Genomic DNA, 23,452 nt, shown 5'->3' on the forward strand with positions numbered 1-23,452 from the left:
ACGAGCGGTGTTGTCGTGAGTATATAGCGAGATCGCTCCACATCGTCATTGCGAGCGCAGCGAAGCAATCCAGCAATGCATCCGCGGAAAGACTCTGGATTGCTTCGTTGCGCTCGCAATGACGGAGTTTGCGGAGACGATGGGGCTAACCCACCGCCCCCGAACCTCGCAGCTCTTTGATCGCCTGCTCGTCGTATCCCGCCCCGCGCAAAATCTCGTCACTGTGCTCGCCGACGGCTGGCGGCTTGCGCGGCTGGACCTTCTTGGCGCCGTCGATCCAGATCGGGCTGGAGATGGTGAGCATGGTGTCGTTCTCGAACGGCACCAGCACCTCGTTGTCGAGCATCTGCTTGTCGTTGGGGATGTCATCGAGAATGCCGACGATGCCGAACACGAGCCCGTTGCCGTCGAGAATTTTTCGCCATTCGGCGAGATCCTTGGTGGCAAAGGTCTCATCAAATATCTTGATCAACTCCACCGAGCGGGCGTGGCGGTCGGGCTTGGTGGCGAAGCGCGGATCGGTGATGAGGTCTTCGCGTCCCAGGCATTTGGCCAAGGTTGGAAACTGCCTCTCCTCGCTCAGCAGCGACAGGATCAGCCAGCGGCCGTCCTTGCATTGATAGTGATTGGCGACCGCGTTGAGCGCTCGCTCGCGTGGCCGTCGCTCGGCGAATTTGGCGCCGCTCAGCTTTGCCTGTGCCAGCACGCTCGCCGCCCAAATGCCGTTTGCCATCAGATTGGAGGCGACATGCGAGCCCTTGCCGGTCTTCTCGCGCTGATAGAGCGCCGTGACGATCGCGCTGTAGAGCGCCATGGCGCAGGGGTGGTCGCCCATGCCGGCGACCGAGCGCGCCGGAGTGGTCTCAGTGTCGGCGCGGACGAGGTCCATCAGGCCGGAGCGCGCCCAATAAGCGTTGCTGTCGAAGCCGGGCTTGTTGGCCTCTTCGCCCTTTTCGCCATAGCCGGTGAAGGAGGCGTAGATCAGCCGGTCGTTGAGATGGGCGAGATGGTCATAGGTGATGCCGAGCTTGGCGCGCACCGGCGGCGGCATGTTGGTGATGAAGACGTCGGCCTCCTCCACCAGCTTGTAGAGCACGGCCTGCGCTTCGGGCTTGGAAAGGTCGAGTGCGATGCTCTTCTTGTTGCGGGCCTCCAGCAGCCAGGCGTAATTGTGCTCGCTGCTTGGATAGCCCGGAATGTTGGGCAGATTGCGATAGGGGTCGCCGGCGCCGGGCGGCTCGATCTTGATGACGTCGGCGCCGAAATCCGACAGCACGGTCGCGGCCGCGGGCGCTGCGATGAAGCTCGCGCAGTCCAGAACCTTCAGGCCCGCAAAAATGCCCTTTTCCATCGCGGCGTTGCTCCCTCGTTCTTGTCGTTTCCCGCGCGCTGGAATTGGCGCGGGCGGATCATGGGAGCATTAGACCGATGTTTCGCCGGGATGCAACGGCGCCAGGCGCAGGGCTTGCTGTGTCCAGCGCGCGTCCGCCACCGACCCGAAACCATCTCCGTCACCCTGAGGTGGCCGCTTCTTCAGCGGCCCTCGCACCTCAGGATGACGGAGCTGCGATTGCGCGCCGATGCGAGCCGTGAATTCAGAAGCGTCCTCACTCCTCCCCCGCGAGCAGCGCCGCATTGCCGCCCGCTGCCGCGGTGTTGATCGTCACGGTCTGCTCGGTCGCAAACCGCGCGAGATAATGCGGGCCGCCGGCCTTGGGGCCGGTTCCGGAAAGGCCATTGCCGCCGAACGGCTGCACGCCGACCACGGCGCCGATCATGTTGCGGTTGACGTAGATGTTGCCGACCTGGACGCGGTCGATGATCGCCTCGATGGTGTCGTCGATGCGCGAGTGGACGCCGAGCGTCAGCCCGTAACCGGTGCGCGCGATCGCCTGCAGCACGCGCTCGAGGTTCTCGGCGCGGTAGCGCACGACATGGAGAATCGGGCCGAACACCTCCTCTTTGAGCTGGCCGGCGTCCTTGAGCTCGAAGATGTGCGGCGCGACGAAGCAGCCTTCGGGCGCCTTGCCGGCAAAGTGCAACTTCGCCTCGCTCTTCATCCGCGCGACGTGCGCATCGAGCCGCTGCTTGGCCTCAAGGTCGATCACCGGTCCGACATGGGTCGCGACATCTGCGGGATCTCCGATCCTCAATTCACGCGCAGCGCCCGCGATCATCTCGATCATGCGGTCGGCGACGTCCTCCTGCACGAACAAGAGCCGCAGCGCCGAGCAGCGCTGGCCGGCGGAGCGGAACGCGGAGGTGACGACGTCGTCGGCGACCTGCTCGGGCAGCGCGGTCGCATCGGCGATCATCGCATTGATGCCGCCGGTCTCCGCGATCAGCGGCACGATCGGCCCATCCTTGGCGGCGAGCGTCCGGTTGATCGCCCGCGCGACCTCGGTCGAGCCGGTGAAGACGACGCCTGCGATGTCTTGATGCGCGGTGAGCACTGCGCCGATGCGGCCGTCGCCGGTGACGAGATGCAGTGCGCCCTTGGGAATGCCGGCCTCGTGCAGCAGGGCGACCGCCTCGCGCGCGATGCGCGGCGTCTGCTCGGCCGGCTTTGCCACCACGCAGTTGCCGGCCACCAGCGCCGCCGTGACCTGGCCGAGGAAAATCGCCAGCGGGAAATTCCACGGCGAGATCGCGACGAACACGCCGCGGCCGCGCATGGCGAGCGCATTGCTCTCGCCGGTCGGGCCCGGCATGGCGGCATCAGCACCGAACAGCTTTCGGCCCTGCGCAGCGTAGTAACGGCAGAAATCGGCAGCCTCGCGCAGCTCCGACAGCGCATCGTCGAGCGTCTTGCCGCCCTCGCGCTGCAAAAGCGCGATGAAATGCGTGCTGCGGCTCTCCAGGAGATGCGCAGCCTGCTCCAGCGCCGCCGCGCGCACGGCCGCCGGCGTCCGGCTCCATGCGGCAAAGCCTGCGCTCGCCGCAGTCACCGCTGCGTTGGCCTGCTCCGGCGTGGCATCGGCAATCGGCTTGAGATCAGTCGCCTCAGCTTTGACGTCCGTGAGCAACTGATCGAGTGCGGCACGCGCACCGAACTCGACGCCACGCGAATTGCGCCGCTCCGGTGCGAACAGATCGCCCGGCAGCGGAATCCTGGGATGCGCCGCCGCCTGCGGCCGGACGATGGCATCTGCCGGTCGCTGCAACAGCGCCGGGACCGGCACGCGGTAATCGGCGGCCTGCGCCACGAACGAAGAATTGGCGCCGTTCTCCAGGAGACGTCGGACCAGATAGGCCAGCAGATCGCGATGGCTGCCGACCGGCGCATAGGTGCGGTAGGCGATATCAGGATGGTCCTTGGCGAGCTGCTCGTAGAGCGCCTCGCCCATGCCATGTAGGCGCTGGAATTCGAAGCCGCCGCTGCCATGCGCAAGCTCCAGCACGGTCGCAACCGTCAGTGCGTTGTGGGTGGCGAATTGCGGGAAGATGCGCGGCCGCAAGGCCAGCAGCTTCGAGGCGCAGGCGACGTAGTTCAGATCCGTCATCGCCTTGCGCGTGAACACGGGATAGCCGTCGAGCCCCCGCTCCTGCGCGCGCTTGATCTCGGTGTCCCAATAGGCGCCCTTGACGAGGCGCACCATCAGCTTGCGGTCGTGCGCGCGCGCCAGCGCGTCGACATAGTCGATCACGGCGCTGGCGCGCTTCTGATAGGCCTGGATCGCGAGGCCAAAGCCGTCCCATCCTTTGAGTGAGGGATCGGCGAGCGTCGCCGCGATCACGTCGAGCGACAGTTCCAGCCGGTCGGCTTCCTCGGCATCGACGGTGAAGTTGAGGTCATGGGCCTTGGCGCGTTGCGCGAGATCCAGCAGCAGCGGCACCAGCTCGGCCATGACGCGGTCGCGGCTGATCGCCTCGAAGCGCGGATGCAGCGCCGAGAGTTTTACCGAGATGCCTGGCCGGTCGGGCAGGGGATGATCACCCGCCGCCTTGCCGATGGTTTCAATCGCACTGGCATAGGCGTCGAAATAGCGCTTCGCGTCCGCCGCCGTGCGGGCGCCTTCGCCGAGCATGTCGAAGGAGTAGCGCGGCTTCTGGCCGGAGCGCGGCTTGCCCCGTTCCAGCGCCTGCTCGATCGTCTCGCCCAGCACGAAATGATTGCCCATCAGCCGCATCGCCTGGCGCGTCGCGGTGCGCACCGCGGGCGCGCCAAGCCGCTTCACGAGGCGGCCGATGGTGCCGTCCGGCGTCTCGCCGGGCTGGATCACCCGCGCCGACAGGCCCAGCGCCCAGGCCGAGGCGTTGACCAGGAACGCCGTGGACTTGGTCTCGTGATGGATGAAGTCGCCCTCGCCGAGCTTGTCCTCGATGAACTGGTCGGCGGTGCGCGCGTCGGGCACGCGCAGCAGCGCCTCGGCCAGCACCATCAGCGCCAGCCCTTCCTTGGTCGAGAGCGCGAACTCCCGCAGCATGTCCTCGACGCCGCCGAGCCGGTCGTCGCGCTTGCGGATCGCCTCGATCAGCCGGGTCGCAGTGCGGTCGATGCGCGCCTCCTGCGGCGGGCTCAGATGCGACGCGGGCAGGAGCTTTGCTGCGATCTCGGCATCATCAGGGGCGTAAGGCGCGGTGAAGGGCGGCGGGATGTCTGGCATGGCGTGTCCTGTGGCTCAAACTCAGAATAAGGCCCGCGTGACCGTAGCTCGATAGACAATTTAATAATTTTGCCTTAGAAAATGAAGATCGATGATAAGATAGCCGCAGAAAATATGGAACTCGATCGAATCGACCGGAAAATCCTCTCTGTTTTGCAGCAGGATGGGCGAATCGCCAATGTCGAGCTGGCCGAGCGCATCGGCCTGTCGCCGACCTCGATCGGCGAACGGCTGAAGCGGTTGCAACGTGAGGGCTTTATCGAGGGCTATGGCGCGCGGCTCAATCCGCACCGGCTGGGCCTTGGCCTGCTGGTGTTCGTCGAGGTGCTGCTCGACAAGACCACGCCCGACAATTTCGAGCGCTTCGCGCGCGCGGTGAAACTCGCGCCTGAAGTGCTGGAGTGTCACATGGTTGCAGGCGGCTTCGACTATCTAGTGAAGGCGCGGCTTGCGGACATGACCGCCTATCGACGTTTCCTCGGCGAGACCCTGCTGTCGATGCCGGGCGTGCGCGAGACGCGAACCTATGCGGTGATGGAGGAGATCAAGCGCGACGCACCGTTGCCGGTAGAGTAACGAAGTGCGGTCGCGATTGTCATTGCTGTGGCGTTGAGGATGCGGTTTTCGCGGGAAAAATAGCTCTCCGTGTGCAATCGCAACGCCTGTCGTCGAATGCACTGGCCGTCTTCTGAAATTTTCTTGGCCCCGCTCCCGGATCGATCCGGGAGGCAGCAAAGGCTGGCGGGCTTATACTTTGAGGTTCTCTGCGGAGGTCTTGCCCCGGTTTGCGATCTCTTCGTATTCAACCGTCTGTCCCTCGTTCAGGGTGGACAGGCCGGCTTTCTGCACTGCCGAGATATGCACGAACACATCCTTGCCCCCCGACGCAGGCTGGATAAATCCATAACCCTTCGTCGGGTTGAACCACTTGACCGTACCTTTAGCCATCACGACTTCTCCGCGGGTCTTCCTCCGAGATCGCGAACCGCCAGTCCCCGCCAACCGGCCGGTTCGGTCCTAACAGGATACGCGGATTGTGGCGGGCTTGGTAGCTCAAACCACATCAGCATTTCGCCGAATTCCGCTCAACTTCGCGGCGTTTTTGCCGGTTTTGCCCGTTTGGCGGTCAAATGGCCCGCACCCCGCGTGCCGTCCGTCAATAAGTCGCGGCCAGATAATCGACGATCTTGCCGACATCGGCATCGTCGATCGGTGCGCCATAGACCTTGATCATCTTGGTCACCTCGGCCTGCCAGAAGCCCTTCTTGTCCTTCATCGGCGGCTGTGTGGCGACGTAGTCGGACGAGTGGCAGGCGGTGCAATTGCCCTGCACGACCTCCAGATTGGGCCCGGGCTTGAACGCGGCGACCTCGTCGGGGGTCTTGTAATTGACCGGCGCCGCAAGCGCCGAGCCCAGCAATGCGGCGAAGGCGAGCGAGGCGGCGAAGAGAACGGTGCGCTGCATGATCATTCTCCTCAGGCGACGGTGACGCGCGTGGTTTCGACGACATTGCGCAGATAACCCGCGGGGTTCCAGCGCGGCGTATCCGGCTGGGTCTCGCCGCCATTGCCGGTGGCGCGCACCTTGAGCTCGACCTGGCCGGCCGCAAGCTTCACCGGCAGCTTCCATTCACGGAATGCGTATTTGCCGAGATCCTTGCCGAGCTTGGCGCTCGCCCAAGTCTTGCCGCCGTCGGTGGAGACCTGGACCTCCTTGATGCCCTTGCCGCCGTCGAAGGCGATGCCGCGCAACGTCGTGCGTCCCGCCTTCAGCTTGGCGCCATCAGGCACACTGGTGATGAAGGAGCGGATGGTGAAGCGGTTGATCGGGATCGTCGCCTTCGGCGCGGTGCCCGGCTCGATCGCATTGTTGGGCGTATCGGGAATGCGATAGGCCGACTTCATCCAGAAGCCGTCATAGACGTTGTCGATGACGGTGATCTCGTTGAGGTGCTTGACCCAGTAGGTGCCGTAATAGCCGGGCACGACCAGGCGCAGCGGGAAGCCGTTGAGGAACGGCAGGGCCTCGCCGTTCATGCCATAGGCCAGCATCACCTCGCCGTTGCTGGCGTGGTCGATGTCGAGCGCCTTGATGAAATCGGGCGTCTTGTCGCTGACCGGGCCGTCCATGCCGTTGAACGTGACCTGCTTGGCGCCGGCCTGCACGCCGGCCATCTCCAGCACGGTCTTGAGCGGCACGCCGCGCCAGCGCGCGCAACCCATCGCGCCGTTGGCGAGCTGGCCACCGGCGACGCGCGGCTCGGAAAAGCCGCGGCTGTTGCCGGAGCACTGGTTGACGGCGACGATCTCGGTCGCCTTCATCTTCCTGATGTCCTGGAGCGACAGCTTGAGCGGCTTGTCGACCTTGCCCTTGACCTCAAGCGTGAACTTGTCGGGGTCGAGATTGTAGGGCAGGTCGGAGAGGTGATAGCGCACGAAGAACGCGTTGTTCGGCGTGATCGGGCCGTCGTTGAAGACAGCGAACGGCGTCTCGAGCTGCGGCGGCCGGCTGGTCAGACCGATCATCGGCCGCTTCTGTGGATATTTCACCAGCGGCCGTTCGCCATTGGTGAAGGGCAGCGTGACGGTGTCGAGGGCCAGCGCCTTGGTGGAATTCAGTGTGGCCGCGATAGCGGCAAGTCCCGCTCCTTTGAGCAGGTCGCGTCGATCGAACATGGTGTCTCCTCCCGGAGCTTTTCGTTGGACAGCGGTCATCACCGCGATCCCGCGCTCATCTGTCGCAACGATTTGAATGAAGTCAATTCGTGCTTTCGCAGCAAGCCCATGCCGCTGCGTTGCAGCAAGCCGGTGTTACGTCTGTAACGAGATTGAGCCTGGCTGTAGCGGCGACGATGGTGCGCTCCCTCGCCCCGTTCTTACGGGGAGAGGGTTGGGGTGAGGGGCCTCTCTCCGCACGTGAGGTCGTCGTGAGACCTGTACCCCCTCACCCGGATCGCACCGGACGATGCTTCGCATCGCCGAGGCGATCCGACCTCTCCCCGCAAGCGGGGAGAGGTGAAGAAGAATCAGGCCGCCACGCGCTCGCCGCGATCGACCAGCGCCGCAAGCTCCCTCGCATCCGCAACCACGCGCACGGCCATCGGCTCGTCGCGGCCGCGGATCGCGACTTCCTGCTGCGGCAGCGAATCGTCGCCAAGGCCGGCGGTGCGGCGGACTTCCTCGGAGACGATGGCCTCGCAGGCCAGGGTCTTGGTCATGTCCTGGAGGCGGGCGGCGACGTTGACGGCGTCGCCGAGCGCTGTGAACACGATGTGATCGCGATAGCCGATGTCGCCGATGATGACCTCGCCGCCATGGATGCCGATGCCGAACCGGATCGGCTGGCGCAGATCATGGCTGAGGAGGTCGTTGAGCTCGTCGATATTCGCGGCGATGCTGCTGGCCGCCTTCAGCGCCTGCCGGCAGGCTGCTTGCGGATCGGCTGACAGTCCGAACAGCGCGAGCATGCCGTCGCCGACGAACTGGTTCGGCTGGCCGCCATGCTCGATCACCGCCTGCGAGACCGCGCCGAGGAAGCGGTTGACGATGAAGACGGTGTCGAACGGCAGCCGCTTCTCGGCAAGCTGCGTCGAGCCGCGCATGTCCACGAACAGGCTGACGAGATAGCGCTCCTGGCCGATTCGCGTGGGCGTCGAGGCGTGCGCGTTGGCGGACAGAGTGTGCGGCGTGAAGAGCTGGAAGAAGGAGAGGTCGCACTCCGGCCGCAACTGGCAGGCAAGCCGGATCGAGGGATCGGCGGTGCCGACACGGGCGAGCACGAACGCCTCGCGCTGCGACGGCTCGGGCAGGACGGCATGGTCGCCGATGATACGGATGCGGCAGGTCGAGCAGCGGGCGCGGCCGCCGCAGACGCTGGCATGCGGCACGTTGTGGCGCAGGCTCGCCTCCAGCACGGACAGGCCCTTTGGCACCCGCACCGTCTTGCCGTTGCCGTAGGACAGCGCGATCATGCCGCCGCGCCGTTCGCGCAAGGCCCGCACGCCGCGCGCCGCCAGCACCAGTCCGAGCAGGCCGACATAGCCGATGGTGAGGGTGTTGGTGATGCGGTCGAGCGTTGCGGCCTCGGCCGTCGAGCCGAGCTGGCGGCGGGTGAGATTGTGCGTGCGCCATTCGCCGTCATCGGCATCGAACATCACGCTGCGGCCGCCCTGATAGACGCCGAGCAGCGACAGCGTCGGGATCAGCACGGCGGCCGCGAGCAGATAGGGCGCCGCGCGCGTGAAGAACGGTTTCAGGCGAAGCCAGAAATAGATGCCGATGCAGCCGTGGATCCAGGCGATGGTGAGCAGGATCGTCATGGTCCAGATGCGGTTCGAAGAGAAGAACAGATAGAGCTCCTGCGGATAGAGCTTCTGGTGCCCGTACAAGGTCTGGCCGAGCCGCACGCCGATCACATGCGCCATGACCAGCGCCGGAATGCTCAATCCCAGCACGAGCTGGAGCGGCTCGATGGTCTTCCAGCGGAACTGCCGGCGCTGATACAGCGCGTAGACGCCGAGCCCCATATGGGTGAGGGCGGCGCCGTAGAACACAATCGCGACGGGCAGGAATTGCCAGAATGCCGTGTGATAATAGACCCCGACCTCCATGGCATCGACCGAGATGTTGCCGAGCGCATGGTTGAGGAAATGGCTGATCACGTAAGCGAACAGGATGATGCCGCAGACCAGCCGCACCTGCCGCACGCCGGTCGCGCGGACGAGTTCGGGCATGTGGACGGGAGCGGTGGCCATGATTCGGTTGTATCAGTTCATCAATGAGAACAGCCAGCCTAGCGTTTAATTCCCGGAGTGGACAGCTCGCCCGATCACATGCGCGATAGTTGCCAAATAAGCTGGTGTCGTCCCGGACAAGCGTAGCGAAGCGGAGCGCCGATCCGGGACCCATAACCACAGGGAGCGGTCGTGTGACGGGCTGGTAACTCCGAGTCTTCGCCAAACTCCGCCCTGTGGTTATGGGTCCCGGGTCTGCGCTTCGCTTGCCCGGGACGACACCGATGTTGGGACCCCCGCATTGACTCCCCCTCCGAGGTTAGCGAAAAGCGCGGCCGTGACGATCGCTCCCGACATCTCTGCGAAGCCAGACGGCGCCGAACGCCGGCTCATCCTCATTGCCGTGCTCGTCATCGCCGCGATGACGGTGCTGCGCATCGTCTACGCCTCGGCGATCGAGCTGCGCACCGACGAGGCCTATTACTGGACCTGGTCGAAGGAGGGCGCGCTCAGCTTTCTCGATCATCCCCCCATGATCGCCTGGCTGATCCGCTTCGGCACCGCTATCTTCGGCGACACCGCGCTCGGCGTGCGCTTCGGCGGCATCGTCGCGATGCTGGTGACACAGCTGCTGCTCGCCGACATCGTCCGCCGTCTCACCCATGATGCGCGCGCGATCGTGTTCGCGGTGCTGATGCCGGAAGCCGCGCTCTATTACGGCCTGCTGATGGCCAAGGTCGCGCCCGACGTCGCCATGATCCCGTTCGCGGTGGCGATGATGTGGTCGCTGGTGCGGCTGGCGCAAAGCGGCGATGGACGCTGGTGGCTCGCGGCCGGACTGTTCGCCGGGCTGTCGCTGCTGTCGAAATTCACAGCGATCATGTTCGCGCCGGCGGTTGCGGCGTTCCTGCTGGTGCCGGATTGGCGCTGGCGCTGGCTGCGCAGCCCGTATCCTTACCTAGCGGCGCTGATCGCCATCGCCGTGTTCTCGCCGGTCTTGATCTGGAACGCGCAGCACGATTGGGCCTCGTTCCGTTTCCAGGGCGTGCGCGCCACCACCAATTACGGCATCTCGCTGCGCACGGTCGGCGACTACATCGGCCTGCAATTCGGTCTCGTCGGCTTCGTCATGCTGCCGGTGGTGCTGACGGGCCTCGCGATGACGGCGTGGCGCGGCTATCGCACGCGGGAGCCGGTCGCGATCCTGCTGTCGACCGCGGTGCTGGTGCCGTTCCTCTATTTCCTCGTGAAGTCGATGACGCTCCGGGTCGGCGATACCTGGCCGATGTTCATGTGGCCGGTCGGCTTCGCCGGTGCCGCCGTCAACCTCGCCGCCCTGTCGCGCGAGGGGTGGTCGGCAAGGCTGATCCGGTCGAGCGTGTTCTGGCTCAACACGGCGGTCGTCTCGGGCATCGCCTTCGTCGTCATTGTGTTCCTGTATTACCTCGCAGCGCCCTGGAATCTGCTCGGCAAGATCGACCCGATCGGCGCCGAGGCGGGCTACGAGCAGGTCGCCGCGCGCGCGCAGGCCGCGCTGGACGAGACCGGCGCAACCTGGATTGCCACCACGGACTACCGCACCTACGCCATGATGCGCTGGCTGTTCCGCGGCCGCGTGCCCGTCATCGAGATCAACGAGCGCGGCCGCTTCCAGGATTTCCGCGATCCCGGCATGGATCGGATCAGGGGCCATGCCGGCATCTATGTCGGCCGCGAGCCGGACAATCGCGCGCCGGTGTGGGATTCGATCCCCGCGCAGCGCCAGCCGCTCGGCGAAGTCGAACGCCGCTGGCGCGGCGTTCTCACGGATACCTATGTGATTGAAAAGCTCACCGGCTGGACCCCGGAGCTGTCCCCGCCGAAGGATTCGCCGCTGTTTTGGTGGAAAGTGCTGGCCTTCCTTTCCCTCTCCCCGCTTGCGGGGAGAGGGGTGGGGTGAGGGGGAGTCTCCGCGGGAACGGTGACAGTTGGTTTCGTGGAGACTCCCCCTCACCCGGAATTCAAGCTGTGCTTGAATTCCGGCCTCTCCCCGCGGGCGGGGAGAGGCGAAGCGCGCTACTCCTCCTCGTCCTTCTTCCGCAGCAGATCCGTCGCGAGGTCCGACAGTTTTGGCGGCGGCAGGGCTGCGAACGGCAGCGGGCGTGTCACGTCGATCGCGGCGAGGCCCAGCCTCGCCGTCAAGAGCCCGTTCAGCACGCCTTCGCCCAGCCGCTGCGACAGCTTCGCCGCAATGCCGTGCCCGAGCATCTGCTGCACCAGGCTGTCGCTCGCGGCCATGCCGCCGGTGATGGCGAGGTGGGCGATGACGTGGCGGAGCAGGCGGATCATGCCGAGCGCGCCGGGGCGGCCGCCATAGAGGAAAGCGAGCTGGCGGATCAGTCGCAACGCGGCGACGAACACGAACAGCACGTCGATCGCCGCGCGGGGCGAGACCGCAGTCACGATCGAGACCTTTTGCGCCGCCGATGACACCAGCCGCCGCGCCTCCGCGTCCAGCGGCGACATCAATTCGCGCTCGGCGAGGCGGATCATGTCGGCGCCATCGATGATCTCGCCGGTGTGGCTCTCCAGCGTGGCGCGGGCGCGCGCCAGCTGCGGATTCTGGTGCGCGATCTTGATGAGATCCTGCACGATGACGCGGCTTTCCTTGCGATCGTCGCTGGCAAGCACCGCGGCCGCGCGCTGATGCAGCTTTTCGATGGTTGCAAGGCGCGCGAGCCCGAACGCCTCGCGCCCGATCACCACTGCAAGCGCGAGCGCGGTGACGAACGCGAAGGCAAGGCCAACGAAGCCGAGGCTTTCGCTGCGCGCAAACAGATCCTCGATCAGATGCACCACGCCGAGCCCGGTGCCGAGCAGCGTCAGCCCGGCAAGGCCGGACCAGAACAGCGTGCCCCAGGGAAAGCCGCGCCGCGCCGGACGTGCTGCCTCGATCGGCACCGGAAACGTCGATGGATCAGGCTCCGGCGTGATCTGGATGGTGGCGCGGCCGAGCCGGCTGGTGTCGTCGGCTTCGGTGACGATGACGCCGGGATCGTCGAGCCGGAACGTCGCCGGGCGCCGCTGCTGGGATCGATCGTTCATGCGAGCTTGTCTCCGATCAGGAACTGCAGGGCACGGTCGAGGCGGATGTGTGGCAGCGCGGGCTCGCTCGTGCCTTCGTGCTCGAGCTTGGGCGGGCGGAAGCGCAGGAAGCGGAAATCGCTCTTCTCCGCTGCCTCTGTGGCGAGGCCGCGGAACGCATCCCTGCCGTCGAACAGCGGTTCGGGATCGAGCGGCAGGTCGCCCGGAAAGGTCGCGACTTCCGTGTTGCCGTCGAAGAACTCGCCGTTGGCGCTTTCGCCCGCGGCCGGTGTTCCCAGGATCGAGGGCAATTTGTCGCGGCCATGCGCGACCTGTGCCTCTCGCGTGGCGCGCACCGCGGCAAGCGCGACGACATCGATCGCAGCGCCTGTATTTTCTGCCCGAGCCACGGCGCGGGTCACGGCGCGGCGCAGCACCGCCTCGAGCCGGTCGTGGCTGGAATGATGCAGATGGTCCGCCTTGGTCGCCGCGAACAGGATGCGGTCGATGCGCGGCCGGAACAGGCTGGAGAGGATGGTGCTGCGGCCGATGTTGAAGCAGTCGAGAATGCCGGCCAGTGCCGCTTCGAGATCGTGCAGCGCCTCGGGGCCGGAATTGAATGCGGCGAGCGCGTCGGCCAGCACGATCTGGCGATCGAGCCGCGCGAAATGATCGCGAAAGAACGGCCGCACCACGACGTCCTTGTAGGCCTCGTAGCGGCGCACCATCATCGCCCACAGCGATCCCTCGCCCGCCTGACCGCCAACGGGTACGTCGAGCGGCGCAAAGGTCAGCGCCGGCGTGTCGGCGAGATTGCCAGGCATCAGGAAGCGGCCGGGCGGCAGCAGGCTCATCGCGAACTGCTCGTCGCGGCAGGCGCGCAAGTAATTGGTGAAGAGCTTTGCCGCCGTCAGCGTCGCCTGCTCGTCCTCGCGTGCTTCGGGCTTGAGTGTAGCAAGATGGGCGTGCCAGTCCGCGGCCAGATGCGCACGCGGCGCGTCGCGCGACAGCGCCAGGCTTTCGGCGGACCATTGCTCGTAGCTCTTCTGCAGCAGCGGCAGGTCGAGCAGCCATTCACCGGGGTAGTCGACGATGTCGAGGGTCAGCGTGCGGTCGGCGCCGTTCGGGCGCTGGTAGTCGATGACGAGGCGCAGCTCGCTGATATCGACCGTCGAGTTCGGCCAGCGCCGCTCCTCGATCAGCGCGCGCAGATGGTTCTCATAGGCAAAGCGCGGCACGGCATCGTCGGGCTGCGGCGCCAGATGCGCCCGCGCGATCCGGCCCGAGGCATAGGCCTCGAACACCGGAAACCGCCCGCCGCGAGTGAGGCCATGGATCAGCGCCGTGATGAATACGGTCTTACCGGCGCGCGACAGGCCCGTGACGCCGAGCCGTACCGTCGGGTTGAAGAAGTGCTCGCCATAGTCGATCAGCGCCCGGGCCGACAGGCGCGCCTCCTCGACCATATCCTGGAAACTGAATGCCATATGAACGTTGAGGGAGCTCGGGCGAGGGATACGCAAAATGGACTAATCACAAAAAGTGGCAACTGCCTGAGGAAAATCAAGCTTTCATACTTCTACCGCCTTTATCGGCAAATCAGCCGTTTGAACGACGTGCCGGCCCCGAAAGACCGATACAAGAGGGCATTGCCTCAAGCTTTCCTGGATTGCCATGACCGTCTTCCAATTGAAACAGTTCGCATCCACCTCCGTCCACGCCGCAGCCGACGTGATCGGCTGGAACTACGATCGCGCCGAGATGATCGCCGACGGAATCATCCACGCGATCGGCGTCCTCGCCGGCCTCATCGCCGCGACCGTGCTGGTGGTGCTGACGGCGATCTATGCGACCGCGATCGACATCGTCGGCGTCTCGATCTACGTCGCCGGCCTGCTCTCGATGCTGGTGCTGTCGGCGACCTATAATCTCTGGCCGGTCTCGCCGGCCAAATGGCTGCTGCGGCGGTTCGACCATTCCGCGATCTACCTGCTGATCGCCGCGACCTACACGCCGTTCATCCTGGAAGTGAAGGACAGCGTGTTCGCGCTCGTGCTCCTTGCCGGCGTCTGGTGCGTCGCCATCCTCGGCATCGTGCTCAAGCTGTTTTACCCCGGCCGGTTCGACCGCGTCTCGGTCGGCATCTATCTCGCCATGGGCTGGAGCGGCCTCATGCTCTACGACGCGGTGGTCCAGGCGCTGCCTGCGCTGGTGCTGGGTTTCATCCTCGCGGGCGGCCTGCTCTACAGTTTCGGCGTGATCTTCCACGCCTGGCGGCGGCTGCGCTTCCAGAACGCGATCTGGCACGGCTTTGTCTTGGCCGGCGCGGCATGCCATTATACCGCGGTGCTCGACCTCGTGTTGAGCTGAGCAGGATCCGCGACGCGGAATAAGCGGCGCGGTATAAGCGGTACAAGACAAGAGGAGACGTCGCATGCAGGTGACCGGCAAGGTCGTGGTTGTCACGGGCGGCGCAAACGGCATCGGCAAGGCGCTGTGCGAGGCCTTTCACAAAGCGGGTGCCGCCAAGGTCGTCGTCGCCGACATGGATGCCGGCAATGCAAGGGCGGTCGCGGCCACGGTCAATGGCGCGGCGTTCAAATGCGACGTCGCGCAGGAAAAGGACATCACGCACGTCATCGAGGAGACCGAGCGGCAGTTCGGCCCCATTGATCTCTTCTGCTCCAATGCCGGCATCGGCGGCGGTTTCGATCCGATGTCGGAAAATGCCGGCGGCGCCTCCGACGAGCCGTGGCAGCGCAGCTGGGCGATCCATGTCATGGCCCATGTCTATGCCGCGCGGCATCTGATCCCCCGCATGAAGGCGCGCGGCGGCGGCTATTTCCTCAACACCATCTCGGCCGCGGGCCTCTTGTCGCAGGTCGGTAGCCCGGCTTATTCGACGACAAAACACGCCGCGGTCGGCTTTGCCGAGAACCTCGCGATCTCGCACAAGGCGCACAACATCAAGGTCTCGATCCTCTGCCCGCAGGGCGTCGACACCAACATGCTGCGCTCGATCCCCAAGGGCCCGCAATCCGGCGACGGCGATCTCACGCCCGAGCAGGTGGCGCGGGACGTGCTCGCCGGCCTCGAGCAGGAGACATTCCTGATCCTGCCGCACCCCCAGGTGCTCGGCTACATGCGCAAGAAGACCGAGAATTACGACCGCTGGATCGGCGGCATGGCGAAGATCCAGGCCAAGATGCGGGAGGAGTTCGGGAAGTAGCCGACCGGGCGTTTGACGCACGACTCGAACCAAATACTCGCAGTCGTCCCCGCGAACGCGGGGACCCATAACCACAGGGAGAAATTTGGCGAGGGCTGGTAGTTTCTCTTTCGCGCGGTACTGACCCCTCGGCTTTACCGATAGATCACGCGGTATGGGTCCCCGCGTTCGCGGGGACGACAGCGGTGGTTATGCGACCGTCTCCGCCTCACCCTCCACCCGGCTCGCCCGCAGCGCCCGCGCGTAGAGCATCATCCCCTCGCGCACGGTGCGCTGCTCCGCCACCGTCAACGCCGCCAGCGCGCCGCTTACCTGCTGCCGGCCGAATGCGTGCAGCGCCTCCAGCGTGCGCCGTCCCTTCGGCGTCAGTGACAGCAGCTTGCTGCGGGCATCCGTCTCATCCGGCGTCTCCCGCAGCTCCCCGCAGTCGATCAGCTTGCGCACCAGGCGGCTGACGCTGGATTTCTCCAGCCGCAGGAAATCGCCGAGCTCGCCTGAATTCATCGGGCCGCGGATGCCGATCTCCAGAATGGTATGGACCGCCGACGGCGGATAGTCCGAGGCCGCCACCGTCGCATCCATGAAGCCGAGCTCCCGCACCATCAACCGCGAGGCGGCGCGGATGTCGTCGATCAGCGAAAGCTCGGCCATCTTGACTCCCTGCATATAGTTGTATCATACAACTATATGCACGCAACGAAGCGTGCAAGCGTTTTGGAGTGTGCCATGAGCGGAACTTTGCCATCGGGAATGCGGATGCGAGGCAAGGTCTGCCTCGTGACAGGTGGCGGCAGCGGCATCGGCCGCGCCACGGCCTTGCGGATGGCCTCCGAAGGCGCGGAAGCGATCCTTGTCGCGGGCCGGCGCGAGGCCGAGATCGATGCGACCGCCGCGGCGTGCCGCGAACTCGGTGTAGAAGCGATCCCCCTCAAGACCGACATCACGAAAGAAGAGGACGTCGCGCGGCTGGTCCGTGCGGCCATCGAGCGCTGCGGCCGGCTCGACGTCGCCTTCAACAATGCCGGTTTTCAGGAGCGCCGCGCGCCGCTGGAAGAGCAGGGCACCGACATCTACGACAGCGTGTTCGACACCAATGTCCGCGCGCTGTTTTTGTGCCTGCGCCATCAACTGCCGGCGATGCTAAAGCAGGGGCGTGGCAGCATCGTGGTCAATGCCTCGGTCAGCGGCGTGCGTAATCCCAATCCCGGCTTCTCGCTCTATTCGGCCTCGAAGGCCGCCGCGATCTCGCTGACGCGCTCTGCGGCGATGGAGAACGCACCGCGCGGCATTCGCATCAACGCCATCGCGCCCGGCCGCGTCGTCACCGACATGATGCTGCGCGCCGGCGTCGGCGATGTCGCAACGGTCAGCGCAGGCCTGCCGCTGCGGCGGATGGGCAATCCGGAGGAAGTCGCGGAGGCCGTGGTGTGGCTGTCGTCAGATGCGTCATCCTATGTCGTCGGGCACGTGCTGGCGGCGGACGGGGGATTTTTGGCGTCGTGATGGGCGGAGCGGTCGTGCCAAATATTCAGTGTCGGCCCCGCGAACGCGGGGACCCATAACCACAGGGAGGACTTTGGCGAAGACAGGTAGTTGTTCTATCCTGCGGTATTAACACCTGCGCTTATCGATAGATCACGCGGTATGGGTCCCTGCGTTCGCAGGGACGACAAAGCTAATGCTTCTGCCCGTACAGCACCGGCACCGCGGAATCCACGATCACCTCGACAAGGCTCGTGCCTTCATGCGCCATCCCGCGCTTCAGCGCCTCGCCGAGCTCCGCGGCCTTGCTCACCCGCACCGCGTGGCAGCCCATGCCTTCGGTAAGCCGCACGAAATCGATCCCCGGCAGCTCCAGCCCGGGCACGTTGCGGACCTGCATCACCTGGCTGAACGAGCGCATCGCGCCGTAGCCGGAATTGTTGATGACGACGACGGTCAGCGGCAACTTGCGCTGCGCCGCGGTCCAGAGTGCCTGGATCGAATACATCGCCGAGCCGTCGCCGATCAGGCAGACGGTCCGCTGCTTCGGCTTGCCCAGCGCCATGCCGACGGCGGCGGGTAGCGAATAGCCGAGGCCGCCGCTCGCCATGGTGTAAAAACTGTCCTGCCCGCGCATCGGCAGGAATTTCTGCATCGCCGGCCGGTGCGAGGGCACTTCCTCGACCAGCGAGGCGCCATCTGGCATTGCCTGCGACAGCGAGTGCAGCAGGAACTCCACCGGTAGCGGATCGGCGGCCTGCGGTGCCGGCGGCAGCGTGCGGCCCTTCGGCGTCGGCCGCTTGCTCTCGGGGAGCATGTCGAGCAGCAGGCTCAGCGCCGGCTTCATCGTCGCGATGATGCTGGTGCCGACCGGCGTCACCGCCGCCGCATCGGGATCATCAGTGATCTGGAAGATCGTCGCGCCACCGTCGAAGATCGCGGCATGGCCCTCGACATGGAAGGTGAACACCGGCGCGCCGATCACGACGACGAGGTCGTGCTCGCGCAGCGCATCGGAGAGCTGCGCCGGCGAGGCGTGCAGGAAGCCCGCGAATTGCGGATGCCGCTCGGGAAACGAGCAGCGCGCCGAGAACGGGCTGACCCAGACGCTGGCCTTGGCCTTCTCGGCCACGCGGACCATCAGGTCGACGGCGCCGGCGCGGTCGACACCGGGGCCGACCACGAGGGCAGGGTGCTTTGCCGAGCCGAGCGCCGCGACAAGTGCCTTCATGGCGTCAGGCTCGGGGCCGGTCTCGCGGCTGACCTTGCGCGCCTCGACCGGCGCGCAGGCATGGGCCCAGTCGTCGATCGGGATCGACACGAAGGTCGGCCCGCACGGCGGCTGCATCGCGGTGTAATAGGCCCGCGCGATCGCGGCCGGCACGTCCTCGGGCCGCGCCGGCTCGACGCTGTATTTGACGTAAGGCCGCGGAAATTCCGAGGCGCGCTCGGCGTAGAGAAACGCTTGCAGCGGCAGGATCGAGCGGGCCTGCTGGCCCGCGGTGATCACGAGCGGGGTCTGGTTGCGATGCGCAGTGTAGATGTTGCCGAGCGCGTTGCCGACGCCGGCCGCCGAATGCAGATTGACGAAGCCGGCATTGCGCGTCGCCTGCGCGTAGCCGTCGGCCATACCGACCGCGGAGGCTTCCTGCAGCGCCAGCACATAATCGATGTCGTCGGGCCAGTCGCTCAGGAACGGCAGCTCGGTCGAGCCGGGATTGCCGAACACCTTTTTGATGCCGAAGGAGCGCAGCAGGTCGAGCGTCGCCTGCTTCACGGTGACGGACTTGCTGCCGGTCTTGCCGTTCTTGGACATTGTTTCCGTCCCTATCAATTCCTCATCCTGAGGAGCGCGGAACGCGCGTCTCGAAGGATGAAGGCCCGGCTGGTGGCCTCGCCCTTCGAGACGCGCGCGAAGGGCGCGCTCCTCAGGGTGAGGGTCTAACTTCCTACATCGCCGCTATATTCGCAATGACGAGGAGAGCGTTACCACACCGCCGTGCCCTTCATCGTCGGCTGCCCTTCCGCATTCGCGGTCCAAAGCTCCATGTTCTCGCTGTTGTCGTTGGCGTTGATCGAGAACTCGGTCCCCTCGAACAGCGGCTGCAGGCCGCGATAGGTAAACTTCTTCGGCGCTTTGCCGCCACGCAGCTTCGCCGCCATCTCGATGATCAGCGCGGCCTGCAAGGGCCCGTGGAAGATCAGGCCCGGATAACCCTCGACCTTGGTGACGTAATCGCGGTCGTAATGGATGCGGTGGCCGTTGAAGGTCAGTGCGGAATAGCGGAACAGCAGCACGGGATCGGACACATGCGTCTCGCGGTGCTGCGCCTTCGGCGGCGGAGGCGGCGCCTTGGCGCTCGCCGGCGCGCTGCTCGTCATCTCGCGATAGACGATGTCCTGCCGCTCGCGGATGGCGGTGCCGCGTGGGGAGGAGATGCTGTGCTCGACCGAGACGAAGCACAGCGTGCCGGTCGAGCCCGTTTTCACCTGCACATCGGCAATGCGCGAGGTCCGCGTCGATTCATCGCCGACCTGTAGTGGCTGCAAGAACTCGATCTCGCCGCCGGCCCACATCCGGCGCGGCAGCGGCACCGGCGGCAGGAAGCCGCCGCGGGTGGGGTGGCCGTCGGGCCCGAGCATCGACATCGGAAACACCGGCTGCGCCAGGCACCAATGCACCGTAAACGGTGCGGCGTCACCCTTTTGGGGCTCGCCGACCTCCTGGAACAGCGTCGCGCGCAGGCCCTTCACGAGTTGCGCGGTGACGATGTCGGTCGCCTCCGTGCTGCGGCCGATCCATTGCCGCAAGTGGTCGATGTCGAGCTTCTCGGTCATGACGCCTCGCCCTGTTACTTCTTCTGGGGATTTTCGCCGATCGCGGGCACGGCGCCGTAAGCGCGGGTCTCGCCGACGATGATCGGCGCCGGCGCGGGATAGCTGACGCGGCCGTTCGGCGTGTCGACCTCGATGCGGCGCAGATGCGGATGGGTGGTGAGGTCGGCCATGGTGTTGACCTCGGCAAAGGCGATGTCGGCGTCCGACAGCCGCTTGAGCAGCTCGTTGCGCGTCAGGCTGCCGAAACTGTCCGCGACCGTCTTGTCGGTGAAGTCGCGGTTGCGCACGCGCTCGACGCCGTTGGCGACGCGGGGATCGGCCGGAAGATCCGGCTGATCCAGCACCTTTACGCACAGCGTCTTCCACTCGCGCTCGCTCTGGATCGAGATCAGGATGTCCTTGCCGTCCTTCGAGGTGAACACGCCGTAGGGCGCGATCGAGGGATGGCGCAGGCCCATGCGCTTGGGCGGATTGCCGGCTTCGGAGTTGAGCAGCGGCACAGTGCACCAGTCTGCCATCACGTCGAACATGGAGATGCGGATGTCCGCACCTTTGCCGGTGCGCCCGCGCCCGATCAGCGCCTCCAAAATCGCCGCATGCGCGGTGGCGCCGGTCGCGACATCCACGATCGACATGCCGACGCGGGAGGCGCCATCGGGATTGCCGGTGATCGAGGCAAGGCCGCTCTCGGCCTGGATCAGGAGGTCATAGGCCTTGCGATGGGCGTAGGGGCCTTCGTCGCCGTAACCGGTGATCGTGCACGAGATCAGCTTTGGATAATCCTTCAGCAGCCGCTCGCGCGAAAAGCCGAGCTTGTCCATCGAGCCCGGCTTCAAGTTCTGGATCAGCACGTCCGCGCTCGCGATCAGCTTCTCCAACTCGGCGCAGCCTTCCTTCGTGGCGAGATCAACCACCGCCGATTGCTTGCCGCGGTTGAGCCACACAAAGTAGCTGCTCTGGCCCTTGGCCGCCGCGTCATAGCCGCGGGCGAAATCGCCCTCGGGCCGCTCGATCTTGATCACCTCCGCGCCGGCATCCGCCAGCCGTGACGAGCAGAACGGCGCCGCCACCGCCTGCTCGACCGCAATCACCCTGATCCCGTCAAGTGCTCCCATGGCGTGACCTCAGTACGAGCGCGGCATGCCGAGCACATGCTCGGCGACGAAGGACAGCACCAGGTTGGTCGAGATCGGCGCCACTTGATAAAGCCGCGTCTCGCGGAACTTGCGCTCGACGTCGTATTCCTCCGCGAAGCCGAAGCCGCCATGGGTCTGGATGCAGGCATTGGCCGCTTCCCAGGACGCATCGGCCGCGAGCATCTTGGCCATGTTGGCCTCCGCGCCGCAGTCGAGCCCGGCCTCGTATTTGCGCGTCGCTTCCTTCACCATCAGCTCGGCCGCGCGCATCGAGGCGTAGGCCTTGGCGATCGGGAACTGGATGCCTTGATTTTGGCCGATCGGACGGCCGAACACGCTGCGCTCCTTGGCATAGTTCGTGGCCTTGGCGATGAACCATTTGGCGTCGCCGACGCATTCGGCGGCGATCAGGATGCGCTCGGCATTCATGCCGGAGAGGATGTAGCGGAAACCCTTGCCTTCCTCGCCGATCAGATTCTCCGCCGGCACCTTCATGTCGGTAAAGAACACTTCGGTAGTGGCGTGGTTCATCATGGTGCGGATCGGGCGGATCTCGAGGCCATTGTTCTTGGCCTCGCGCATGTCGACGATGAACACGGACAGGCCATCGGTGCGCTTCTTGACCTGCTCCTTCGGCGTGGTGCGCGCCAGCAGCACCATCAGATCGGAATGCTCGGCGCGGCTGGTCCAGATCTTCTGGCCGTTGACGATGTAGCTGTCGTTGCCTTCCTTGCGCGCAAAGGTCTTGAGCGAGGAGGTGTCGGTGCCGCTGGTCGGCTCGGTGACGCCGAACGCCTGTAGCCGCAATTCGCCGCTCGCGATCTTCGGCAGGTATTTTGCCTTCTGCTCGGCATTGCCGTGCCGCAGCACGGTGCCCATCGTGTACATCTGTGCATGGCAGCCGCCGCCGTTGCAGCCGGCGCGCTGGATCTCTTCCAGGATGGCTGCGGCCGCCGAAAGCTTCAGGCCCGCGCCGCCATATTCCTCGGGGATCAGCACCGAGAGATAGCCGGCCTCGGTCAGCGCATCGACGAAGGCCTTCGGGTAGGCCATCTCGCGATCGAGCTTGCGCCAATATTCGCCGGGAAACTGCGCGCAGAGCTTGGCGACGGCTTCGCGGATGTCGGCGTGATCCTCAAGGTGGTGTTCTTCACTCATGGCGTTTCCCATTGGTAGCGGCAGTCAAGATAACGCCGGCCGATCCTCTGGCGTTGTGAAAACATCGCCAGCCCCCTATGCTCATTTGCTATAGCGTATGGAGTAGCCTTCCAGGATTGGCAAGCATGGATTTCCGGCAGCTCAGGACCTTCAGTTGCGTGGCGGAGCTCGGCAGCCTCTCGAAGGCATCCGACACGCTGCGCGTGGCGCAGCCGGCGCTCTCCAGGCAGATCAAGCTCTTGGAACACGAGCTGCGCACCGAGCTGTTCACCCGCAACGGCCGCGGCATGGTGCTGACCGAGGCCGGTCATTTGTTGCTGGCGCGCACCTCCGGCATCGTGCGGCAACTTGACCAGATCCGCGACGACATCCAGTCGGCCAAGGGACCGCCGTCCGGGCAGGTCGTGCTCGGCCTGGTTCCGACCGTGAGCTGCGTGCTGTCGGCGCGCTTTGCGCGGCGCTGCGTCGAAAAATTCCCCGGCATCTCGCTGCGCATCGTCGAGAGCTACAGCGGCCATCTCGTCGAATGGCTGCATCGCGGCGAGATGGATCTCGCCATCCTCTATGGCCGCTCCGCCGATCTTCATCTCAACGTGCAGAGCCTGGGGCGCGACAACATCGTCGCGGTCGGCCCGCGCGGATGCGGGCTCGCGCGCAGGAAGAACGTCGACATCGGCTGGCTGCTGCGCCAGCGCCTGGTGCTGCCCAGTCATTCCCATGGCCTCCGCGCGCTGATCGAGCACGCCGCCGCCCAGCGCAAGATCAAGCTCGACGTCCAGCTCGAAGCAGATTCGTTCCGCGTGCTGACAAGCCTGGTCGAGGAAGGCCTCGGCTTCGCGCTGCTGCCGCCCTCGTCGGTCCACGGCGAGGTCGCTGACGGGCGGCTGGAAACCACCGCCGTCTCGAAGCCGATGACACGCGAGCTCATTTTCGCTTCTCCGATCGACCGCCCGGCCTCGACGGCCTCGCTGGCCGTCACCGCGCTCCTGCGCGAGGAGGTCGCCGCCTGCCGCAAGGAAGGCGTGTGGGACATCAAATTGAGTTGAATGCTTTCAATGCGGTTTAGGACACAAGTGCGCGCCCGGCCCTTCGCATATTGAGCGAGCTGTCATGCCGGAATTTTATAGCTGGGCTAGGGCCTGCTGAGTGTCAGGGACCGTGCGCTCTCTTCGCTCCACTCTCGGTGTCATTGCCCGCGAAAGCGGG

Annotated in this window: 19 protein-coding genes; 6 read left to right on the forward strand and 13 right to left on the reverse strand. The window is 65.5% G+C overall.

What is annotated here, in order from left to right; all coding sequences use genetic code 11:
- Nucleotides 1-145 precede the first annotated feature (145 nt).
- Nucleotides 146-1,351, reverse strand: coding sequence for a CaiB/BaiF CoA transferase family protein (locus tag BRAGE_RS0146280; protein WP_027563826.1), 1,206 nt, complete (start codon nucleotides 1,349-1,351; stop codon nucleotides 146-148).
- A 256-nt stretch (nucleotides 1,352-1,607) separates the two neighbouring features.
- On the reverse strand, nucleotides 1,608-4,607 hold the full coding sequence (putA, locus tag BRAGE_RS0146285) for a bifunctional proline dehydrogenase/L-glutamate gamma-semialdehyde dehydrogenase PutA (protein ID WP_027563827.1): 3,000 nt from the start codon (nucleotides 4,605-4,607) through the stop codon (nucleotides 1,608-1,610).
- A gap of 114 nt (nucleotides 4,608-4,721) precedes the next feature.
- On the opposite strand from putA, the gene BRAGE_RS0146290 reads away from it, so the two are divergent.
- Entirely contained in the window at nucleotides 4,722-5,183 is a 462-nt protein-coding gene (locus BRAGE_RS0146290) for an Lrp/AsnC ligand binding domain-containing protein (protein ID WP_027563828.1), read from the forward strand.
- Nucleotides 5,184-5,354: 171 nt separating this feature from the next.
- Here the strand turns inward: BRAGE_RS0146290 and BRAGE_RS0146295 are convergent, their stop codons facing one another.
- From BRAGE_RS0146295 to BRAGE_RS0146310, 4 genes are all read right to left on the reverse strand, one after another.
- Nucleotides 5,355-5,555, reverse strand: coding sequence for a cold-shock protein (locus tag BRAGE_RS0146295; RefSeq protein WP_008563500.1), 201 nt, complete (start codon nucleotides 5,553-5,555; stop codon nucleotides 5,355-5,357).
- A 208-nt stretch (nucleotides 5,556-5,763) separates the two neighbouring features.
- Nucleotides 5,764-6,072, reverse strand: a complete 309-nt coding sequence (locus tag BRAGE_RS0146300) for a sulfite:cytochrome C oxidoreductase subunit B (protein ID WP_027563829.1) — start codon at nucleotides 6,070-6,072, stop codon at nucleotides 5,764-5,766.
- 11 nt (nucleotides 6,073-6,083) lie between these two features.
- On the reverse strand, nucleotides 6,084-7,283 hold the full coding sequence (locus BRAGE_RS0146305; protein WP_028146529.1) for a molybdopterin-dependent oxidoreductase: 1,200 nt from the start codon (nucleotides 7,281-7,283) through the stop codon (nucleotides 6,084-6,086).
- A gap of 350 nt (nucleotides 7,284-7,633) precedes the next feature.
- Nucleotides 7,634-9,361 (reverse strand): adenylate/guanylate cyclase domain-containing protein, encoded by a 1,728-nt coding sequence (locus tag BRAGE_RS0146310; RefSeq protein WP_027563831.1) that lies wholly within the window; start codon nucleotides 9,359-9,361, stop codon nucleotides 7,634-7,636.
- Nucleotides 9,362-9,761: 400 nt separating this feature from the next.
- Here BRAGE_RS0146310 and BRAGE_RS51445 point away from each other — a divergent pair, with 400 nt between their 5' ends.
- Entirely contained in the window at nucleotides 9,762-11,279 is a 1,518-nt protein-coding gene (locus BRAGE_RS51445) for a glycosyltransferase family 39 protein (RefSeq protein WP_051378617.1), read from the forward strand.
- A 116-nt stretch (nucleotides 11,280-11,395) separates the two neighbouring features.
- Here BRAGE_RS51445 and BRAGE_RS0146320 read toward each other — a convergent pair whose 3' ends face one another.
- Together BRAGE_RS0146320 and BRAGE_RS0146325 are read right to left on the reverse strand one after the other, a co-directional pair.
- Nucleotides 11,396-12,424 carry a YcjF family protein gene (locus BRAGE_RS0146320; RefSeq protein WP_027563832.1) on the reverse strand — a complete coding sequence of 343 codons (1,029 nt, stop codon included), beginning with the start codon at nucleotides 12,422-12,424 and terminating at the stop codon, nucleotides 11,396-11,398.
- Complete coding sequence (locus tag BRAGE_RS0146325) at nucleotides 12,421-13,890, reverse strand: YcjX family protein (RefSeq protein WP_027563833.1); 1,470 nt, start codon at nucleotides 13,888-13,890, stop codon at nucleotides 12,421-12,423. Before BRAGE_RS0146325 ends, BRAGE_RS0146320 begins: the two co-directional genes overlap by 4 nt.
- Nucleotides 13,891-14,077: 187 nt before the next feature.
- Here BRAGE_RS0146325 and trhA point away from each other — a divergent pair, with 187 nt between their 5' ends.
- Both trhA and BRAGE_RS0146335 read left to right on the forward strand, forming a co-directional pair.
- Entirely contained in the window at nucleotides 14,078-14,773 is a 696-nt protein-coding gene (gene trhA, locus BRAGE_RS0146330; protein WP_027563834.1) for a PAQR family membrane homeostasis protein TrhA, read from the forward strand.
- Between the two features lie 64 nt (nucleotides 14,774-14,837).
- The gene (locus BRAGE_RS0146335; RefSeq protein ID WP_027563835.1) at nucleotides 14,838-15,632 is read left to right on the forward strand and encodes an SDR family oxidoreductase; all 795 of its coding nucleotides are present in this window, start codon (nucleotides 14,838-14,840) and stop codon (nucleotides 15,630-15,632) included.
- A gap of 189 nt (nucleotides 15,633-15,821) precedes the next feature.
- Here BRAGE_RS0146335 and BRAGE_RS51450 read toward each other — a convergent pair whose 3' ends face one another.
- Nucleotides 15,822-16,283: a MarR family winged helix-turn-helix transcriptional regulator gene (locus BRAGE_RS51450; protein WP_084334926.1), complete on the reverse strand. Its 462-nt coding sequence runs from the start codon at nucleotides 16,281-16,283 to the stop codon at nucleotides 15,822-15,824.
- 75 nt (nucleotides 16,284-16,358) lie between these two features.
- Here BRAGE_RS51450 and BRAGE_RS0146345 point away from each other — a divergent pair, with 75 nt between their 5' ends.
- The gene (locus BRAGE_RS0146345) at nucleotides 16,359-17,135 is read left to right on the forward strand and encodes an SDR family NAD(P)-dependent oxidoreductase (RefSeq protein WP_027563836.1); all 777 of its coding nucleotides are present in this window, start codon (nucleotides 16,359-16,361) and stop codon (nucleotides 17,133-17,135) included.
- Nucleotides 17,136-17,307: 172 nt separating this feature from the next.
- Here BRAGE_RS0146345 and mdlC read toward each other — a convergent pair whose 3' ends face one another.
- The 4 genes from mdlC to BRAGE_RS0146365 form a co-directional block, all read right to left on the reverse strand.
- On the reverse strand, nucleotides 17,308-18,930 hold the full coding sequence (mdlC, locus tag BRAGE_RS0146350; RefSeq protein ID WP_027563837.1) for a benzoylformate decarboxylase: 1,623 nt from the start codon (nucleotides 18,928-18,930) through the stop codon (nucleotides 17,308-17,310).
- A 170-nt stretch (nucleotides 18,931-19,100) separates the two neighbouring features.
- Nucleotides 19,101-19,952, reverse strand: a complete 852-nt coding sequence (locus tag BRAGE_RS0146355; protein ID WP_027563838.1) for an FAS1-like dehydratase domain-containing protein — start codon at nucleotides 19,950-19,952, stop codon at nucleotides 19,101-19,103.
- 14 nt (nucleotides 19,953-19,966) lie between these two features.
- On the reverse strand, nucleotides 19,967-21,067 hold the full coding sequence (locus BRAGE_RS0146360; RefSeq protein ID WP_027563839.1) for a CaiB/BaiF CoA transferase family protein: 1,101 nt from the start codon (nucleotides 21,065-21,067) through the stop codon (nucleotides 19,967-19,969).
- A 9-nt stretch (nucleotides 21,068-21,076) separates the two neighbouring features.
- Nucleotides 21,077-22,246, reverse strand: a complete 1,170-nt coding sequence (locus BRAGE_RS0146365) for an acyl-CoA dehydrogenase family protein (protein ID WP_027563840.1) — start codon at nucleotides 22,244-22,246, stop codon at nucleotides 21,077-21,079.
- Between the two features lie 125 nt (nucleotides 22,247-22,371).
- Between BRAGE_RS0146365 and BRAGE_RS0146370 the strand changes: the two genes are divergently transcribed.
- The gene (locus BRAGE_RS0146370) at nucleotides 22,372-23,292 is read left to right on the forward strand and encodes a LysR substrate-binding domain-containing protein (protein WP_027563841.1); all 921 of its coding nucleotides are present in this window, start codon (nucleotides 22,372-22,374) and stop codon (nucleotides 23,290-23,292) included.
- Nucleotides 23,293-23,452 lie beyond the last annotated feature (160 nt).

It is taken from the genome of Bradyrhizobium genosp. SA-4 str. CB756, from assembly GCF_000473125.1.
GTDB lineage: Bacteria > Pseudomonadota > Alphaproteobacteria > Rhizobiales > Xanthobacteraceae > Bradyrhizobium > Bradyrhizobium arachidis.

Bases quoted from the DNA above. Each gene is read 5' to 3' on its own strand.
- BRAGE_RS0146365 (WP_027563840.1), bottom strand. From the start codon at position 22,246: ATGAGTGAAGAACACCACCTTGAGGATCACGCCGACATCCGCGAAGCC.
- BRAGE_RS0146355 (WP_027563838.1), bottom strand. From the start codon at position 19,952: ATGACCGAGAAGCTCGACATCGACCACTTGCGGCAATGGATCGGCCGC.
- mdlC (WP_027563837.1), bottom strand. From the start codon at position 18,930: ATGTCCAAGAACGGCAAGACCGGCAGCAAGTCCGTCACCGTGAAGCAG.
- putA (WP_027563827.1), bottom strand. From the start codon at position 4,607: ATGCCAGACATCCCGCCGCCCTTCACCGCGCCTTACGCCCCTGATGAT.
- BRAGE_RS0146370 (WP_027563841.1), top strand. From the start codon at position 22,372: ATGGATTTCCGGCAGCTCAGGACCTTCAGTTGCGTGGCGGAGCTCGGC.
- BRAGE_RS0146295 (WP_008563500.1), bottom strand. From the start codon at position 5,555: ATGGCTAAAGGTACGGTCAAGTGGTTCAACCCGACGAAGGGTTATGGA.
- BRAGE_RS0146280 (WP_027563826.1), bottom strand. From the start codon at position 1,351: ATGGAAAAGGGCATTTTTGCGGGCCTGAAGGTTCTGGACTGCGCGAGC.
- BRAGE_RS0146300 (WP_027563829.1), bottom strand. From the start codon at position 6,072: ATGCAGCGCACCGTTCTCTTCGCCGCCTCGCTCGCCTTCGCCGCATTG.
- BRAGE_RS0146310 (WP_027563831.1), bottom strand. From the start codon at position 9,361: ATGGCCACCGCTCCCGTCCACATGCCCGAACTCGTCCGCGCGACCGGC.
- trhA (WP_027563834.1), top strand. From the start codon at position 14,078: ATGACCGTCTTCCAATTGAAACAGTTCGCATCCACCTCCGTCCACGCC.
- BRAGE_RS51450 (WP_084334926.1), bottom strand. From the start codon at position 16,283: ATGGCCGAGCTTTCGCTGATCGACGACATCCGCGCCGCCTCGCGGTTG.
- BRAGE_RS51445 (WP_051378617.1), top strand. From the start codon at position 9,762: ATGACGGTGCTGCGCATCGTCTACGCCTCGGCGATCGAGCTGCGCACC.
- BRAGE_RS0146360 (WP_027563839.1), bottom strand. From the start codon at position 21,067: ATGGGAGCACTTGACGGGATCAGGGTGATTGCGGTCGAGCAGGCGGTG.
- BRAGE_RS0146345 (WP_027563836.1), top strand. From the start codon at position 16,359: ATGAGCGGAACTTTGCCATCGGGAATGCGGATGCGAGGCAAGGTCTGC.
- BRAGE_RS0146325 (WP_027563833.1), bottom strand. From the start codon at position 13,890: ATGGCATTCAGTTTCCAGGATATGGTCGAGGAGGCGCGCCTGTCGGCC.
- BRAGE_RS0146290 (WP_027563828.1), top strand. From the start codon at position 4,722: ATGGAACTCGATCGAATCGACCGGAAAATCCTCTCTGTTTTGCAGCAG.
- BRAGE_RS0146320 (WP_027563832.1), bottom strand. From the start codon at position 12,424: ATGAACGATCGATCCCAGCAGCGGCGCCCGGCGACGTTCCGGCTCGAC.
- BRAGE_RS0146305 (WP_028146529.1), bottom strand. From the start codon at position 7,283: ATGTTCGATCGACGCGACCTGCTCAAAGGAGCGGGACTTGCCGCTATC.
- BRAGE_RS0146335 (WP_027563835.1), top strand. From the start codon at position 14,838: ATGCAGGTGACCGGCAAGGTCGTGGTTGTCACGGGCGGCGCAAACGGC.